Genomic DNA, 17,115 nt, shown 5'->3' with positions numbered 1-17,115 from the left:
CGATGTTTTTACGTCATGAGGAGTTTGCCGGCGTTGTACGTTCTACTCCGCTGATTTCTATCGATTTGATTGTGGAGAATGCTCAGGGGGAGTTTTTGCTCGGTAAACGCCTTAACCGACCGGCACAGGGCTACTGGTTTGTACCTGGCGGTAGGGTGCGAAAAGATGAGTCGCTACATACGGCCTTTGAGCGGTTAACTACAGCCGAGTTGGGGGTGCGTTTACCGCTGTCCTCCGCTGAGTTTTATGGTGTCTGGCAGCACTTCTATGACGATAACTTTTCTGGTCAGGATTTTTCGACACATTACATCGTGCTGGGTTTTCGTCTGAGGGTGTTGGAAAAAGAGTTACAACTTCCCGGAGAGCAGCACGAGACCTGGCGTTGGATGATGCCGCAGTCGCTGTTAGCGACTGACAACGTGCATGAAAACAGTCGGGCATACTTTATGTCGGAACGTCAGGCTGAGGTGCCTGGTTTATGAAGATCCTGGTGTATGGCATTAATTATTCTCCTGAGCTTACAGGCATCGGCAAGTACACCGGTGAAATGGTGGAATGGATGGCGCGTCAGGGGCATGACGTTAGGGTGATTACCGCGCCGCCTTATTATCCCCAGTGGAAAGTCAATGACTGCTATTCATCATGGCGTTATCGCCGTGAAGAGGGGGATGCGATCGTCTGGCGCTGTCCGCTATATGTGCCGAAACAACCGTCAACGATCAAACGTCTGCTGCATTTAGGCAGTTTTGCCCTGACCAGCTTTTTCCCTCTGATGGCACAGCGTCGCTGGAAGCCGGATCGCATAATTGGCGTTGTGCCGACACTGTTCTGTACACCTGGTATGCGCCTGCTGGCGAAGCTGTCTGGCGCGCGTACGCTGTTGCACATTCAGGATTATGAAGTTGACGCCATGCTTGGCCTTGGGATGGCTGGGAAAGGTAAATTCGGAACAGTGGCAAAGTTGGCTAGCGTCTTCGAACGCAATGGTCTGCAGCGCATGGATCTTGTTTCAACGATCTCTCGCTCAATGATGCACAAAGCTCTGGATAAAGGCGTGTCAGCAGAGAAAGTTATTTTCTTTCCAAATTGGTCGGAAGTGGCTCGTTTTCGTGATGTAACTGACGCTGAAGCTTGGGCGCTGCGCCATGAACTGGGGTTACCTAAGGATAAAAAAATTATTCTGTACTCAGGCAACATCGGTGAAAAGCAGGGACTTGATAGTGTGATAGATGCGGCAGCCTGGCTCAGTAATCAGCCATGGCATTTTGTGATCGTTGGGCAAGGAGGCGGTAAAGCGAGGCTGGAAAACATGGTCAGCAGGCGGAGCCTGAGTAATGTGACATTTCTCCCGTTGCAACGCTATGAGGTGCTACCTGCGTTACTGAAGATGGGGGACTGCCATTTAGTCGTACAAAAGCGTGGTGCAGCAGATGCCGTTCTTCCCTCCAAACTGACCAATATCCTGGCTGTTGGTGGTAATGCAGTGATTACCGCTGAACCTGATACCGAACTGGGCCAGCTATGTGACACCTTTCCTGGTATTGCTGTTTGCGTGGAGCCGGAATCGGTGAACGCACTTGTAAGTGGTATTGAACAGACGTTATTGATGCCGAAAGTCAACATAGTGGCTCGTCACTATGCCGAACGCACGCTGGATAAAGAAAACGTGCTTGGTCAATTTATTGCAGATATACGGGGATAAAAGATGAGTCAGTCCAAACTCTTTCCGGTTGTGATGGCTGGTGGCTCAGGTAGTCGTTTATGGCCATTGTCCCGTGTGTTGTATCCAAAGCAGTTCCTGTGTCTTAAGGGCGACCTCACGATGTTACAGACGACAATTTGCCGTCTAAAGGGTGTGGAGTGTGAAAGCCCGGTCGTTATCTGCAATGAGCAACACCGTTTCATTGTGGCGGAACAACTACGGCAACTGCACAAGTTAACCGATAACATTATCCTCGAACCCGCTGGGCGCAATACGGCTCCGGCTATTGCATTGGCTGCATTGGCGGCAACACGCCCTAACCCGCAGGGCGATCCGCTGCTGCTGGTGCTGGCAGCGGATCATATGATTGCTGATGAAGAGGCGTTCCGCAAGGCGGTTCTCAATGCTATGCCCTATGCCGAGTCGGGAAAGCTGGTCACATTTGGTATCGTGCCGGATCAGGCTGAAACTGGCTATGGTTATATTCGACGTGGAGATATTTCCCCCGCCAATACCGATGCGGTTGCTTTTGATGTTGCGCAGTTTGTTGAAAAACCGAACCTGGAAACCGCTCAGGCTTATGTCGCAAGCGGTGACTATTACTGGAACAGCGGTATGTTTCTGTTCCGCGCTAGCCGCTACCTGGAAGAGCTGAATAAATTCCGGCCCGATATTCTGGAAGCTTGCAAGAAAGCTATGAACTTGGTTGATCCCGATCTCGATTTTATTCGTGTAGGTGAAGAGGCCTTTCTAGCCTGTCCGGAAGAGTCTGTGGACTATGCGGTAATGGAGCGTACTGCAGACGCGGTAGTTATGCCGATGAATGCTGGCTGGAACGATGTAGGTTCGTGGTCATCACTGTGGGAAATCAGTGCGCATACTGCTGAAGGCAATGTGCATCACGGTGACGTGATTAGCCACGAAACAGAAAACAGCTATGTATATGCGGAATCTGGCCTGGTGACTACCGTTGGCGTGAAGGACCTGGTAGTGGTGCAGACCAAAGACGCAGTGCTGATTGCCGATCGCAACGCGGTACAGGATGTGAAGAAAGTGGTGGAGAGAATTAAGGCTGATGGCCGGCATGAGCATCATAACCACCGTGAAGTCTATCGTCCGTGGGGCAAATACGACTCTATTGACGCAGGCGATCGTTATCAGGTTAAGCGTATTACCGTTAAGCCTGGCGAGGGATTATCGATGCAGATGCACTTGCACCGCGCCGAACACTGGGTTGTAGTGGCAGGAACGGCGAAAGTCACAATCAATGATGATATCAAACTGCTCGCGGAAAATGAGTCAGTCTATATTCCGTTGGGAGCAACCCATTGCCTGGAGAATCCCGGGAAAATTCCGCTCGATCTGATTGAAGTACGCTCTGGTTCTTATCTTGAAGAAGATGATGTAGTGCGTTTTGAAGATCGTTACGGGCGTGTCTAACGGTTATTAACTCCGCCGGGAAAGCGCTACGTCATCCGGCAAATTACGACAACACTATTTTTGGCCATTTATAGGGTTAGGGCTAACTGTTGCCTGAAGAAGGGTAAATCATGACGGAATTAACCTGTTTCAAAGCCTACGATATTCGCGGCAGGTTGGGCGAAGAACTGAATGAGAATATCGCATGGCGAATTGGCCGTGCCTTCGGTGAATTGCTGAAACCGAAAACGGTGGTACTGGGCGGTGATGTGCGTCTGAGCAGTGAGTCGCTCAAGCTGGCGCTGGCAAAAGGATTGCAGGATGCAGGTGTGGATGTGCTGGATATTGGTATGTCAGGCACCGAAGAGATTTATTTTGCCACATTTCATCTTGGTGTTGACGGCGGTATTGAAGTGACCGCCAGCCATAATCCAATGGATTACAACGGCATGAAATTGGTACGTGAAGGTGCGCGGCCGATCAGTGGTGATAGCGGCCTACGTGACGTGCAACGCCTGGCAGAAGCGAATGAATTCCCGCCCGTCAATCAGGCAAATCGTGGCAGTTTTACCCTTCTCAATCTGCGTGATGCCTATATCAACCACCTGTTGGGGTACATCAACACCAGCAATCTTAAGCCAATGAAGTTGGTGTTGAATTCCGGTAATGGTGCAGCAGGCCCGGTAGTGGATGCCATCGAAGCACGCTTCAGGTTGATGGGGGTGCCGGTCGAGTTTATCAAAATTCACAACACCCCGGATGGCAATTTTCCTAATGGTATCCCTAATCCTCTTCTGCCGGAGTGCCGCGCGGATACATGTAATGCGGTACTTGAGCACGGTGCTGATATGGGGATTGCTTTCGATGGAGATTTTGACCGCTGCTTCCTGTTTGATGAAAAGGGGCGGTTTATTGAGGGGTACTACATCGTTGGTCTGTTGGCAGAAGCGTTTCTGGAGAAACATCCAGGAGCGAAAATCATTCACGATCCACGTTTGTCCTGGAACACGGTGGACAGAGTGGTTGCTGCGGGTGGTACGCCGGTGATGTCTAAAACAGGACATGCATTTATCAAAGAGCGCATGCGTCTTGAAGATGCAATCTACGGTGGCGAAATGAGTGCGCATCACTATTTTCGTGATTTTGCATACTGTGATAGCGGAATGATCCCGTGGCTGTTGGTTGCGGAACTGGTTTGTCTGAAAGGGCTATCTTTGGGCGAACTGGTGCGGGACAGAATGGCGGCGTACCCGGCGAGTGGGGAAATTAACAGCATGTTGGCAGAACCTGCGGCGGCTATTGCACGGGTAGAACAGCACTTTTCGCGTGAGGCGCTGGCGGTGGACAGAACGGACGGTATCAGCATGTCGTTTGTAGACTGGCGCTTTAATTTACGTTCCTCCAATACCGAACCGGTAGTGCGCCTGAACGTGGAATCGCGCGGAGACATTCCGCTGATGGAAGCGCGAACGCGCACTCTCCTGGCATTGCTAAATCAGTAATGCTGGTATTTCCCTTGCCCGATAAGGGCAAGTGGTGACTAACAGGAACCACGATGACACATCTAAAAAAGCGCGAACGAGCCAAAACCAATGCGTCGTTAATATCGATGGTGCAACGCTTTTCAGATATCACCATCATGTTTGGTGGATTATGGATAGTCTGCGAACTGAGCGGTTTGCCTTTCCTGTATATGCACCTGCTGGTCGCGTTAATCACGCTGGTCGTTTTTCAGATGCTGGGCGGGATAACGGATTTTTACCGCTCCTGGCGCGGGGTAAAAATTTCAACTGAGTTGGTGCTGCTGCTGCAAAACTGGACGCTGAGTCTGATTTTTTGCGCCGGTCTGATTACCTTTAATAACGATTTTGATAACCGGTTTGCTCTATGGCTGGCATGGTATCTGCTTTCAAGTATTGGCCTGGTGCTGTGCCGTGCGTTTATTCGCTACGGGGCGGGATGGTTGCGAAATCGTGGTTATAACACGCGTCGGGTAGCGGTAGCAGGGGACCTTCCTGCCGGACAGGTGCTGCTGGACAGCTTTCGCCATGAGCCGTGGTTGGGGTTTGAGGTCGCGGGTGTTTATCACGACCCCATACCGGGGAAAAACGCCCGGGATTGGGCGGGAAATCTGCAGCAACTTGTGGATGATGCCAAAGCTTCACGCATTCATAACGTCTATATCGCTATGTCGATGAGCGATGGGGCGCGGGTAAAAAAACTGGTACGCGAACTGGCTGATACCACCTGTTCAGTGCTCATGATTCCTGATGTCTTTACCTTCAATATTCTGCACTCGCGGATTGAAGAAATGAACGGTGTTCCTGTGGTACCGCTGTATGACACACCGCTTTCAGGCATTAATCGTCTGCTGAAGCGCGCGGAGGATATTGTGCTGGCATCGCTAATCCTGCTGCTTATTTCTCCTGTGCTATGCGCCATTGCGCTGATGGTGAAGCTGACCTCAAAGGGGCCGGTAATTTTTCGTCAGACCCGCTATGGGATGGACGGGAAACCGATCAAAGTCTGGAAGTTTCGTTCCATGAAGGTAATGGAAAACGATACGGTGGTTACCCAGGCCACGCAGAACGATCCGCGAGTGACCCGCGTGGGTAACTTCCTGCGGCGGACGTCTCTGGATGAATTACCACAGTTTATAAATGTGCTGACAGGCGGGATGTCTATTGTCGGGCCGCGTCCACATGCGGTGGCGCATAACGAACAGTATCGCCAGTTGATAGAAGGGTACATGTTGCGCCATAAGGTGAAGCCAGGCATTACCGGCTGGGCGCAAATCAACGGCTGGCGTGGTGAAACCGATACGCTGGAAAAAATGGAAAAACGCGTAGAGTTTGACCTCGAATACATTCGCGAATGGAGCGTGTGGTTCGATATTAAAATCGTTTTTCTGACGGTGTTTAAAGGCTTCGTCAATAAAGCGGCATATTAATATGAGTTTACGAGAAAAAACCCTCAACGGTGCCAAATGGTCAGCCATTGCTACGGTAATCATCATCGGTCTGGGGCTCATTCAGATGACGGTTATGGCACGGATTATTGATAATCATCAGTTCGGGTTATTAACCGTGTCGCTGGTGATTATAGCGCTGGCCGATACGCTGTCTGATTTTGGCATCGCCAACTCGATTATTCAGCGCAAAGAGATAGGTTATCTTGAACTAACCACCTTGTACTGGTTAAACGTTGGGCTGGGGATAGTCGTATGTATTGCTATGTTTGCGCTCAGCGAAACCATTGCCAATGCGCTTAATAACCCTGAGCTGGTGCCACTGATTAAAACCTTAGCGCTGGCGTTTGTGGTGATCCCGCATGGGCAGCAGTTCCGTGCGCTGATGCAAAAAGAACTGGCCTTCAACAAAATTGGCATGATTGAAACCAGTTCAGTACTGGCCGGTTTTACTTTTACCGTGGTTAGCGCGCATTTTTGGCCGATCGCTATGACTGCCATTGTTGGGTATCTGGTGAATAGTACGCTACGTACACTGCTATTTGGCTATTTTGGTCGCAAAATATATCGACCAGGGCTATGTTTTTCACTTTCATCCGTGTCGCAAAATCTGCGCTTTGGGGCGTGGCTGACGGCGGACAGCATTATCAATTATGTGAACACCAACCTTTCGACGCTGGTGCTGGCCAGAACCCTGGGTGCTGGCGTGGCGGGAGGCTTCAATCTTGCCTGGAACGTGGCAGTTGTACCGCCAATCAAACTGAATCCGATAATTACCCGAGTACTGTTTCCTGCGTTTGCCAAAATTCAGGACGATACCGAAAAACTACGGGTCAATTTTTACAAGCTGCTATCTGTTGTCGGCATTATCAATTTCCCGGCTCTACTGGGACTGATGGTGGTATCAAATAACGTCGTACCGCTGGTGTTTGGCGAAAAGTGGAACAGTATTGTTCCTGTGCTGCAACTGCTGTGCATTGTGGGTCTGCTGCGCTCAGTCGGTAATCCGATAGGCTCACTGCTGATGGCCAAAGCACGGGTTGATATCAGCTTCAAATTCAATATTTTCAAAACCTTTTTGTTTATCCCCGCCATCCTGGTTGGCGGAAATATGGCGGGTGTGATTGGCGTCACGCTGGGCTTTTTACTGGTACAGGTCATAAACACCATCCTGAGCTATTTCGTGATGATCAAACCGGTACTGGGACCGAGCTATCGGCAGTACATGCTCAGCCTGTGGCTACCGTTCTATCTCTCTTTACCCACGCTGGTGGTGAGCTACGCGCTGGGAATGACATTGCAAAATAAATTGCCGTTAAGTGCGTTGCTGAGCCTACAGATAACCGCTGGCGCGCTGGTGTTTGTCGTGATGATTGTGCTGTCGCGTCATCCGCTGGTGGTGGAAATCAAACGCCAGTTCTGCCGTGGTGAAAAAATGAAAGCCTTGTTCCGCGCAGGGTGAATTGCGTTTGTTGTCGTCCGGAGACGGGAAAACCGTCATCCGCACTGATTTTAAGAGGTCATGATGAAATTACTGATTCTGGGCAACCACACCTGCGGTAATCGCGGGGACAGCGCCATTTTGCGCGGTTTGCTGGATGCCATTCATACGCTCCAGCCAGAGACTGAAGTGGATGTGATGAGCCGCTACCCGGTGAGTTCCTCCTGGTTACTAAACCGACCGGTGATGGGCGATCCACTGTATTCACAGATGAAGCAGCATAACAATGCTGCAGGCGTTATGGGCCGCGTAAAGAAAGTGCTGCGTCGTCGCTATCAGCATCAGGTGCTGCTCTCGCGCGTCACCGATTCCGGGAATCTGCGCAATATCGCTATCGCTCAGGGGTTTACTGACTTTGTCCGCTTGTTGTCGCGTTATGACGCCATTATCCAGGTCGGCGGATCGTTTTTTGTCGATCTGTATGGCGTGCCGCAGTTTGAACATGCCTTGTGTTCGTTTATGGCTAAAAAACCGCTGTACATGATTGGCCACAGCGTAGGACCATTTCAGGATGCACAGTTCAATCAGTTGGCGAACTACGTTTTTGGGCACTGCAATGCGTTAATTTTACGTGAATCGGTCAGCCTGGAACTGATGAAACGCACTGAAATAACGACAGAGAAAGTCGAGTCGGGTGTGGATACCGCCTGGCTGGTAGACAACCATCACGATGACTTTGACCCGGGTTATGCCGTACAGCACTGGCTACAAACGGCTGCAAAGCAGAAGACTGTCGCCATTACATTACGTGAACTGGCGCCGTTTGATAAGCGTCTTGGAACCACACAACAGGCCTATGAGCAAGCCTTTGCCGGCGTGGTTAATCGGATCCTTGATGAAGGTTACCAGGTGATGGCGCTCTCAACCTGTACCGGTATTGATAGTTACAACAAAGATGATCGCATGGTTGCACTGAACCTGCGTCAGTACGTTAACGATCCGGCCCGTTATCACGTGGTCATGGATGAACTAAACGATCTCGAAATGGGAAAAATATTAGGCGCATGTGACCTGACGGTGGGCACACGCCTGCACTCTGCCATTATCTCGATGAACTTTATGACGCCGGCGATAGCCATTAATTATGAGCACAAATCGGCGGGAATTATGCAGCAACTGGGGTTAGCGGAAATGGCGGTTGATATCCGCCATCTGCTGGATGGTAGTCTTGAAGGCAAGGTTGCCGATACCCTGGGACAGTTGGTTGAACTTAACGTCAGAGTGGCGGAGGCCGTTAAGCGTGAACGTGAACACGGTAGGCGTATGGTGCAATCGGTATTAACGCGTATTCAGGAGGGGAAATGAAAGTCAGCTTTTTCCTGCTTAAATTTCCGCTGTCCTCTGAAACCTTTGTGCTGAATCAGATCACCGCGTTTATCGATATGGGGCATGATGTTGAAATTATCGCGTTATATCAGGGCGATCTTGATAACACCCATGCATCCTATATGGACTACCGCCTGGGCGAAAAAACACGATGGTTATTGAAAGAACCGGCTGGCAGGTTGGCAAAGCTGAAATATCGCACTACGACGATTTTACAAGGCATCACCCGGACAGCGACCTGGAAAGCGCTCAATGTTCCACGCTATGGCGATGAGGCGCGTAATCTGATTTTAGCGTCCATCTGTGCGCTAACCCCACGAGCATTCCAGGCCGATGTCTTTATTGCGCACTTTGGACCCGCTGGCGTAACGGCGGCTAAACTACGTGAACTCGGCGTGCTCCGCGGCAAAATAGCCACTGTCTTCCATGGTATTGATGTTTCACATCGGGACATCCTTTCCCGCTATACCCCCGAATATCAGAAGCTGTTTCAGCGCGGTGATTTGATGTTGCCCATCAGCAATCTCTGGGCCGGACGTTTGCGGAATATGGGATGCCCACCGCATAAAATAGCGGTATCGCGTATGGGGATTGATATGACGCGTTTTACACCCCGTGAGGTGAAAGCGCCGGGCACGCCGCTAGAAATTCTCTCCGTTGCACGGTTAACCGAGAAAAAAGGGCTGCATGTCGCTATCGAAGCGTGCCGCCAGTTGAAAGAGCGGGGTATCTCATTTCGTTATCGCATTCTGGGAATTGGCCCTTGGGAGCGTCGATTACGTACGCTTATCGAGCAATATCAACTGGATGACGTGATTGAAATGTCAGGATTTAAACCCAGCCATCAGGTCAAAGAGATGCTTGAGCAGGCGGATGTCTTCCTGTTGCCCTCCGTCACGGGAATTGATGGTGACATGGAAGGGATCCCGGTGGCGTTGATGGAGGCCATGGCCGTAGGGATACCGGTCGTCTCTACTGTGCACAGTGGGATCCCTGAGCTGGTGGAATCTGGAAGCTCCGGTTGGCTGGCACCAGAGAATGATGCTCAGGCCCTGGCGGAGCGATTAGCGACGGTCAGCGTGCTAGACAGTGAGCAAGTGAAGCCGGTGGTGGCGTGCGCCCGCGAAAAAATAGCCGCTGAATTTAACCAGCTTGCGATCAACAAACAGCTAGCCAGTCTGCTGCAAACGATGTAAATCGAGGTTGTATGCCAGAGAAAAAACTCTCCCGACGTACTTTTCTGACGGCAGGCTCTGCGCTTGTCGTACTGCATTCTCCCGTTGCCCGGGCGCTTGAATCACCGGGCAGCGTCAACATTCAGGATTACAATCCACAGGATTGGGTGGCTTCCTTCAGGCAGGCGTTTTCAGAGGCGCAAACCGTTGTCGTGCCTGCTGGTCTGGAGTGCAGGAATATCAATACCGCGATCGGGATCCCGCCTGGTAAAACGTTGCATCTGCAAGGCGGGGTCAGTAGCAGCAGTCGTGGGCGCTTTATTCTGCAGGATGGCTGTCGCGTGACAGGGGAGCAGGGGGGGCGCTTGCGAAATATTACCCTTGATATTCGGGGATCCGACTGTGTGATAAAAGGCATAGCCATGAGCGGTTTCGCCCCTGTGGCACAAATTTATATCGGGGGGAAAACGCCGCGAGCGATGCGTAACCTCACCATTGACGACATTACCGTCACTGATGCGAATTACGGGATCCTGCGACAGGGGTTTCATAACCAGATGGATGGGGTACGGATAACCAACAGCCGCTTTAGTGATTTACAGGGTGACGCCATCGAGTGGAATGTCGCGATAAACGACAGTGACATCGTGATTTCAGACCATGTTATAGAACGCATCAATTGTACGAACGGAAATGTTAACTGGGGTATCGGTATTGGGCTGGCAGGTAGTACGTACGACAACACCTATCCAGACGAACTGGCGGTGAAAAGATTTGTGGTTGCCAATATAACGGGCTCGGATTGTCGGCAGTTAGTCCATGTCGAGAACGGCAAACATTTTATCATTCGTAATATTACCGCGCGAAATATCACCCCGGATTTCAGCAAGAAAGCGGGTATCGATAATGCTACAGTCGCTATTTATGGATGTGATAATTTCGTCATTGATAATATCAATATGAAAAATAGCGCAGGGATGCTGATTGGTTACGGTGTGATCAAAGGACGATATTTGTCCATCCCACAAAACTTTAAGTTAAATAATATTCAACTGGATAACACACATCTCGATTATAAATTACGTGGTATTCAGATTTCCTCAGGGAATGCAACTTCATTTGTGGCCATTACCAACGTTGAGATGAAGCGCGCGACGCTGGAGCTGCACAACAAACCTCAGCATCTTTTCTTGCGAAATATCAAGGTGATGCAGCAATCCACTACAGGGCCAGCGCTAAAGATGCACTTTGATCTGCGCAAAGATGTCCGCGGTAAGTTTATGGCCAAACAGGATACCTTGCTCTCGCTGGCCAACGTTCATGCAGTTAATGAAGCAGGACAAAGCTCGGTTGATATTGACAGCGTAAACCAGCAGGTCGTGAATGTCGCGGCAGTGAATTTTCGATTACCGGGCTGGTAATTTTACGACCATTCCTGGCTAAAAACCTACCCGGCTAAGAATATGATTACTGCATTCTGCCAGCAAGCGGCGTAACATGCGTCCCAACAGAGTGATGTAATTCATACTGGCTAAAACAAGCTAAAAAGCTATAATTCAGCAATTATTGAATAGGTGAATGACTTAATGATTAATTTAAAAGCAGTTATTCCGGTAGCGGGCCTCGGGATGCACATGTTGCCTGCCACAAAGGCCATCCCAAAAGAGATGCTACCGATCGTTGATAAGCCGATGATTCAATACATTGTCGACGAGATTGTAGCTGCAGGTATCAAAGAAATCGTTCTGGTAACACATGCGTCTAAGAACGCGGTTGAGAACCACTTCGACACCTCTTATGAACTTGAATCGCTGCTTGAACAGCGTGTTAAGCGCCAGTTACTGGCTGAAGTGCAGTCCATCTGCCCTCCTGGCGTGACTATCATGAACGTTCGTCAGGCACAATTGCTTGGTCTGGGGCACTCTATTCTTTGTGCCCGCCCAATTATCGGCGACAACCCTTTTGTGGTGGTGTTACCTGACGTCGTTCTGGATACGGCGAGTGCGGATCCACTGCGCTACAACCTGGCTGCAATGGTGGCCCGCTTTAATGAGACCGGGCGTAGTCAGGTGCTGGCAAAACGTATGGCAGGCGATCTTTCCGAGTATTCCGTTATTCAGACCAAAGAGCCTTTAGATAACGAAGGTAAAGTCAGCCGCATCGTTGAATTCATTGAAAAACCCGATCAGCCGCAAACCCTTGATTCAGACCTGATGGCTGTAGGGCGCTATGTGCTTTCTGCTGATATTTGGGCGGAAATTGAGCGCACGCAACCCGGCGCATGGGGACGTATCCAGCTTACGGATGCCATTGCTGAGATGGCGAAAAAACAGTCTGTTGATGCCATGTTGATGACGGGCGACAGTTACGACTGCGGTAAAAAAATGGGTTATATGCAGGCATTTGTGAAGTACGGGCTGCGTAACCTGAAAGAGGGACCGAAGTTCCGTAAGAGCATCGAGAAATTGCTTGATGTTTAGCTGTCTTGGTCGATATTAATTAGGTTTAGTTGTTTTAAAAAGCATGGAAGATTCTGGGTGATATCTTAGCTGGTTGATGCTTCTCTTGGCTTTTTTATGAGTAACAACAAGTATCGATTGGTGTTTAACCGCATCTTTTTTCCTTGTTTCTTTCTACAATTAATACGACAATATTGAGGAGATCCTGCTGTTCAGGATCTCCAAAATTTAAGCGTGCAGTGCATTGGTAGCTGTTGAGCCTAGGGCGGTAGCGTGTTTAAAAAACATGCAGGTAATTGTGTTGAAGTAGGTTCGTTTATTCTGACAATAGTTGACAAGAACACGTACATATTTAAACAAATAGATTTGCAGTTAGAATGAAATAAATTCATTTTATGGAAATGGCATGACTCTACTCGTGACTGGTGGTACAGGTTATATTGGCTCACATACTGTTTTACAGTTAATTGAGGGCGGGTATGAAGTTGTGGTGCTCGACAATCTGAGCAATTCATCTATTGAATCGCTTCGTCGCGTTGAGTTATTAGTTTCAAAAAATATTCCATTCGTCAAAGCAGACATCAATGATAAAGATGAGCTCAAAAAAATCCTAACGAGCTATAATATTGAGGCTGTTCTTCATTTTGCGGGGCTGAAGTCAGTAGGAGAGTCTGTTGATAAACCATTAGAGTATTATATTAATAATGTCAGCGGTTCACTTGCGTTACTTGAGGCGATGAAGGAAGCGAACGTTTACAAGTTTATCTTTAGCTCGTCTGCAACTGTTTATGGAAATTGTTCGCCAGTACCAAATCTGGAAGATTCTCCTGTTGGTAGTGCATCTTGTCCATATGGAACGACAAAGGTGGTGCTAGAGGAGATATTATCAGATTATGCAAAATCAAATAATAAATTAAAAATTATTGCGTTACGATATTTTAATCCCGCTGGTGCACATCCAAGTGGTTTGATTGGTGAGGATCCTAATGGCATCCCAAATAATCTTGTGCCGTATATTTCGCAGGTTGCAATTGGTAAGTTAGAAAAATTGTTCGTCTACGGCGGTGATTATGACACAGTGGATGGTACGGGAGTTCGGGATTTTATCCATGTTGTAGACCTTGCCGCTGGACACGTAAGTGCATTACGCCATCTTGATCATGTTGAAGGATATGAAGTATTCAATCTTGGAACTGGACAAGGTGTATCAGTTTTACAAGTCATTAAAGCATTTGAAAAAGCAAGTAACCTAAAAATAAATTATGAGATTGTAGTCAGGAGACCTGGCGACATCGCAGCTTCATGGGCTGATGTTTCAAAAGCAGAGAAAATATTAAACTGGAAAGCTAGATTTAACATTGATGATATGATGTATCATACATGGAACTGGCAAAAGAAAAATCCTAATGGTTATAAGGCAGGATAGATCTAAAATCATGAAACTGTGTCTTATTACCCCCGTTTTAATTTGATTACTATTGCCCTCCTGAGTGAGTTGCGACGATTGTCTCGTTGTTATTTTGATAAAACCAGTCTTTTAGGTCATTACAATAAATAACTATTACATATAGGATAGTGTTGTTTGTAAAATTCTAACTTAAAATAATTTCCTGATAGGATATTATCTGAAAGTACATGCAGAAATAGAGTTTAGAACTTGACTATGAAAATAGCATTAATCGGTACTACAGCAGAAAGTCTAATCCAATTCAGAAAAGAACTGATTAATTCATTGTGTAAGAATGGGCATGTGGTCTATGCATTTGCAATTGACTATGATAATAGCACTAAAGAAAAAGTGAAATCATTTGGCGCTATTCCTGTTTGTTATTCTTTTAGTCGTACTGGTTTAAATCCATTTACCGATGTTGTTAATACTTACAAGTTATATAAAACTCTGAAATCATTAAATTTGGATTTAGTGTTTTCATATTTTTCAAAGCCAGCCATTTTTGGTACGCTGGCAGCAAAGTTTGCAAAAATACAGAAACGTTATGCAATGCTTGAAGGTCTTGGTTTCTTTTTTACCAATTCTGGAGGGCATGTCTCTGTTCGCAAAAAATTACTAAAGAAATTACTTGTTTCGTTATACAAAATTAGTTTTAAACATATTGATAGTTTAGTGTTATTGAATGTCGATGATAAAAGAGATCTTTTAGTAAATGAAAATATTTATGTCAAAGACGTTCATGTATTAGGCGGCATTGGTTTAAATATGTCGGATTATCCGTATTGTCCTCCGCCAGTTGATCCAGTCTCTTTTATATTTGTTGCCAGATTTTTACAAGAAAAAGGTGTCTACGAATTTATAGAAGCAGCAAGGATAGTCAAACATCAGTTTCCACAAACACAATTTTGTATGCTGGGAAGTCTTGATCTGCATAATCCTGGTAGCCTCACGATAGAAAGGCTCAATGAATTAAAAAGTAATAACATCATTGAGTTACCTGGTCATGTGGATAATGTTCAGGATTGGCTCGCTAAAGCGAGTGTTTTTGTTTTGCCTTCATGGCGTGAGGGTTTTCCTCGCAGTACTCAGGAAGCGATGGCCATGGGACGTGCTGTAATAACCAGCGACGTACCCGGGTGTCGGGAGACCGTAGTTGATGGTGTTAATGGTTTTTTAATTGAGCCTCGGTCACCAGTAGCATTGGCTGAAAAAATGCTTTGCTTTTTATATAACCCTGAGTTGATTCCCCAGATGGGAAATGCAAGTTATCAAATTGCCCAACAAAAATTTGATTCGAGCATAGTAAATGCTAAGTTGATGAAGATACTCCAGCTGGAAATTGAATGATTGAAAACGCCCGAGAAAGAATAATATATTTCAGGATGGCAAAATTGAATACATATGTTAACTCCAACAATTCCCCAATTCATTCCTGGCAAGTAGCTCTTATATAAGAGACATACTGAGGTAAATATGGGGCTGTGACAGTTTACTGAACAATGCTACATTTGAGTTAATATACTTTCATCAAGAGTGCGAGAAAATTAACTCGAGATACTCACACCTGACAGGAGTACATAATGTCTAAGCAACAAATCGGCGTCGTTGGTATGGCTGTGATGGGGCGCAACCTGGCGCTCAACATCGAAAGCCGTGGTTACACCGTGTCCGTTTTCAACCGCTCACGTGAAAAAACGGAAGAGGTTATCGCCGAGAATCCGGGGAAAAAACTGGTTCCTTACTATACGGTAAAAGAGTTTGTTGAATCCCTTGAAACACCTCGTCGTATCCTGTTAATGGTGAAAGCGGGTGCTGGCACTGATGCTGCTATCGACTCCCTGAAACCTTATCTGGATAAAGGTGACATCATCATTGATGGCGGTAATACGTTCTTCCAGGACACTATCCGTCGTAACCGTGAGCTCTCCGCTGAAGGTTTTAACTTTATCGGAACCGGCGTCTCTGGTGGTGAAGAAGGTGCGCTGAAAGGCCCATCCATCATGCCGGGAGGCCAGAAAGAAGCTTATGAACTGGTCGCGCCAATCCTGACCAAAATCGCAGCGGTTGCTGAAGATGGTGAGCCGTGTGTGACGTATATTGGTGCCGACGGTGCAGGTCACTATGTGAAGATGGTGCACAACGGCATTGAATACGGTGACATGCAGCTGATTGCCGAAGCCTATTCATTGTTGAAAGGTGGTCTGAACCTGAGCAACGAAGAACTGGCCAGCACCTTTACCGAGTGGAATAACGGTGAACTGAGCAGCTATCTGATCGACATCACCAAAGATATCTTCACCAAAAAAGATGAAGATGGTAAATATTTGGTGGATTTCATTCTGGATGAAGCGGCGAACAAAGGTACCGGTAAATGGACCAGTCAAAGCTCTCTGGATCTTGGTGAACCGCTGTCTCTGATCACTGAATCTGTGTTTGCACGTTACATCTCTTCGCTGAAAGATCAGCGTGTCGCTGCCTCTAAAGTCCTGTCTGGACCTAAAGCTCAGCTTGCGGGTGATAAGGCAGAATTTATTGAGAAAGTACGTCGTGCACTGTACCTCGGTAAGATCGTTTCTTATGCTCAGGGCTTCTCACAGCTGCGTGCCGCATCGGACGAGCATAACTGGAATCTGAATTACGGCGAGATTGCAAAAATCTTCCGTGCGGGCTGTATTATTCGCGCGCAGTTCCTGCAGAAAATCACCGATGCCTACGCTAAAAATCCGGGTATCGCGAACCTGTTGCTCGACCCGTACTTCAAGAACATTGCCGATGAATATCAACAGGCACTGCGTGATGTTGTAGCGTATGCCGTGCAGAATGGTATCCCGGTACCGACATTCTCTGCTGCTGTCGCTTATTACGACAGCTATCGTGCAGAAGTATTGCCCGCTAACCTGATTCAGGCCCAGCGTGATTACTTCGGTGCGCATACCTACAAACGTACTGATAAAGAAGGTGTTTTCCATACCGAATGGATGGAATAAGTCTTCTGATAGTCACTGGCCCGGTTCTCTAACCGGGCTTTTTTTTATCTTAAATCTGATTGATTTGCGTTGATTGCTTAATCTTTACTTAATATTTCTGGCGTACCCTGATAAAGAAAATCTGAATT

At 47.7% G+C, this 17,115-nt stretch carries 13 protein-coding genes; all 13 read left to right on the top strand.

Features of this window, described 5'->3' with window-relative positions:
* Positions 1–2 precede the first annotated feature (2 nt).
* The 13 genes from HV041_RS11585 to gndA all read left to right on the top strand — a co-directional run bounded on the left by HV041_RS11585 (position 3) and on the right by gndA (position 16,987).
* A complete protein-coding gene (locus HV041_RS11585; RefSeq protein ID WP_048212036.1) occupies positions 3–482 on the top strand; it encodes a GDP-mannose mannosyl hydrolase in 480 nt (159 codons plus the stop codon).
* Complete coding sequence (gene wcaI / locus HV041_RS11580; protein ID WP_048212035.1) at positions 479–1,702, top strand: colanic acid biosynthesis fucosyltransferase WcaI; 1,224 nt, start codon at positions 479–481, stop codon at positions 1,700–1,702. The genes HV041_RS11585 and wcaI overlap by 4 nt, the downstream gene beginning before the upstream one ends.
* A gap of 3 nt (positions 1,703–1,705) precedes the next feature.
* Complete coding sequence (gene cpsB, locus HV041_RS11575) at positions 1,706–3,142, top strand: mannose-1-phosphate guanyltransferase (protein ID WP_048212034.1); 1,437 nt, start codon at positions 1,706–1,708, stop codon at positions 3,140–3,142.
* A 110-nt stretch (positions 3,143–3,252) separates the two neighbouring features.
* Positions 3,253–4,623: a colanic acid biosynthesis phosphomannomutase CpsG gene (cpsG, locus tag HV041_RS11570; protein WP_048212033.1), complete on the top strand. Its 1,371-nt coding sequence runs from the start codon at positions 3,253–3,255 to the stop codon at positions 4,621–4,623.
* A gap of 53 nt (positions 4,624–4,676) precedes the next feature.
* Positions 4,677–6,071, top strand: coding sequence for an undecaprenyl-phosphate glucose phosphotransferase (gene wcaJ, locus HV041_RS11565; RefSeq protein ID WP_121584476.1), 1,395 nt, complete (start codon positions 4,677–4,679; stop codon positions 6,069–6,071).
* A 1-nt stretch (position 6,072) separates the two neighbouring features.
* On the top strand, positions 6,073–7,551 hold the full coding sequence (locus HV041_RS11560; RefSeq protein ID WP_101741474.1) for an MOP flippase family protein: 1,479 nt from the start codon (positions 6,073–6,075) through the stop codon (positions 7,549–7,551).
* Between the two features lie 63 nt (positions 7,552–7,614).
* The gene (wcaK, locus tag HV041_RS11555) at positions 7,615–8,895 is read left to right on the top strand and encodes a colanic acid biosynthesis pyruvyl transferase WcaK (protein ID WP_121584477.1); all 1,281 of its coding nucleotides are present in this window, start codon (positions 7,615–7,617) and stop codon (positions 8,893–8,895) included.
* Positions 8,892–10,112: a colanic acid biosynthesis glycosyltransferase WcaL gene (wcaL, locus tag HV041_RS11550; protein ID WP_121584478.1), complete on the top strand. Its 1,221-nt coding sequence runs from the start codon at positions 8,892–8,894 to the stop codon at positions 10,110–10,112. Before wcaK ends, wcaL begins: the two co-directional genes overlap by 4 nt.
* An 11-nt stretch (positions 10,113–10,123) precedes the next feature.
* Positions 10,124–11,512, top strand: coding sequence for a colanic acid biosynthesis protein WcaM (gene wcaM, locus HV041_RS11545; RefSeq protein WP_048212028.1), 1,389 nt, complete (start codon positions 10,124–10,126; stop codon positions 11,510–11,512).
* Positions 11,513–11,677: 165 nt separating this feature from the next.
* Entirely contained in the window at positions 11,678–12,571 is an 894-nt protein-coding gene (gene galF, locus HV041_RS11540) for a UTP--glucose-1-phosphate uridylyltransferase GalF (protein WP_121584479.1), read from the top strand.
* A 385-nt stretch (positions 12,572–12,956) separates the two neighbouring features.
* Positions 12,957–13,976, top strand: a complete 1,020-nt coding sequence (gene galE, locus HV041_RS11535) for a UDP-glucose 4-epimerase GalE (RefSeq protein ID WP_086523641.1) — start codon at positions 12,957–12,959, stop codon at positions 13,974–13,976.
* Between the two features lie 237 nt (positions 13,977–14,213).
* Positions 14,214–15,347 carry a glycosyltransferase family 4 protein gene (locus HV041_RS11530; protein ID WP_121584480.1) on the top strand — a complete coding sequence of 378 codons (1,134 nt, stop codon included), beginning with the start codon at positions 14,214–14,216 and terminating at the stop codon, positions 15,345–15,347.
* Between the two features lie 233 nt (positions 15,348–15,580).
* The gene (gene gndA / locus HV041_RS11525) at positions 15,581–16,987 is read left to right on the top strand and encodes an NADP-dependent phosphogluconate dehydrogenase (protein ID WP_121584481.1); all 1,407 of its coding nucleotides are present in this window, start codon (positions 15,581–15,583) and stop codon (positions 16,985–16,987) included.
* The last annotated feature ends 128 nt before the right edge of the window (positions 16,988–17,115 follow it).

Source organism: Citrobacter sp. RHBSTW-00029 (assembly GCF_014104295.1).
Lineage (GTDB): Bacteria > Pseudomonadota > Gammaproteobacteria > Enterobacterales > Enterobacteriaceae > Citrobacter > Citrobacter youngae.
The sequence above is the reverse complement of the archived record's forward strand: the minus strand, read 5'-3'. Positions and strand labels throughout refer to the sequence as shown.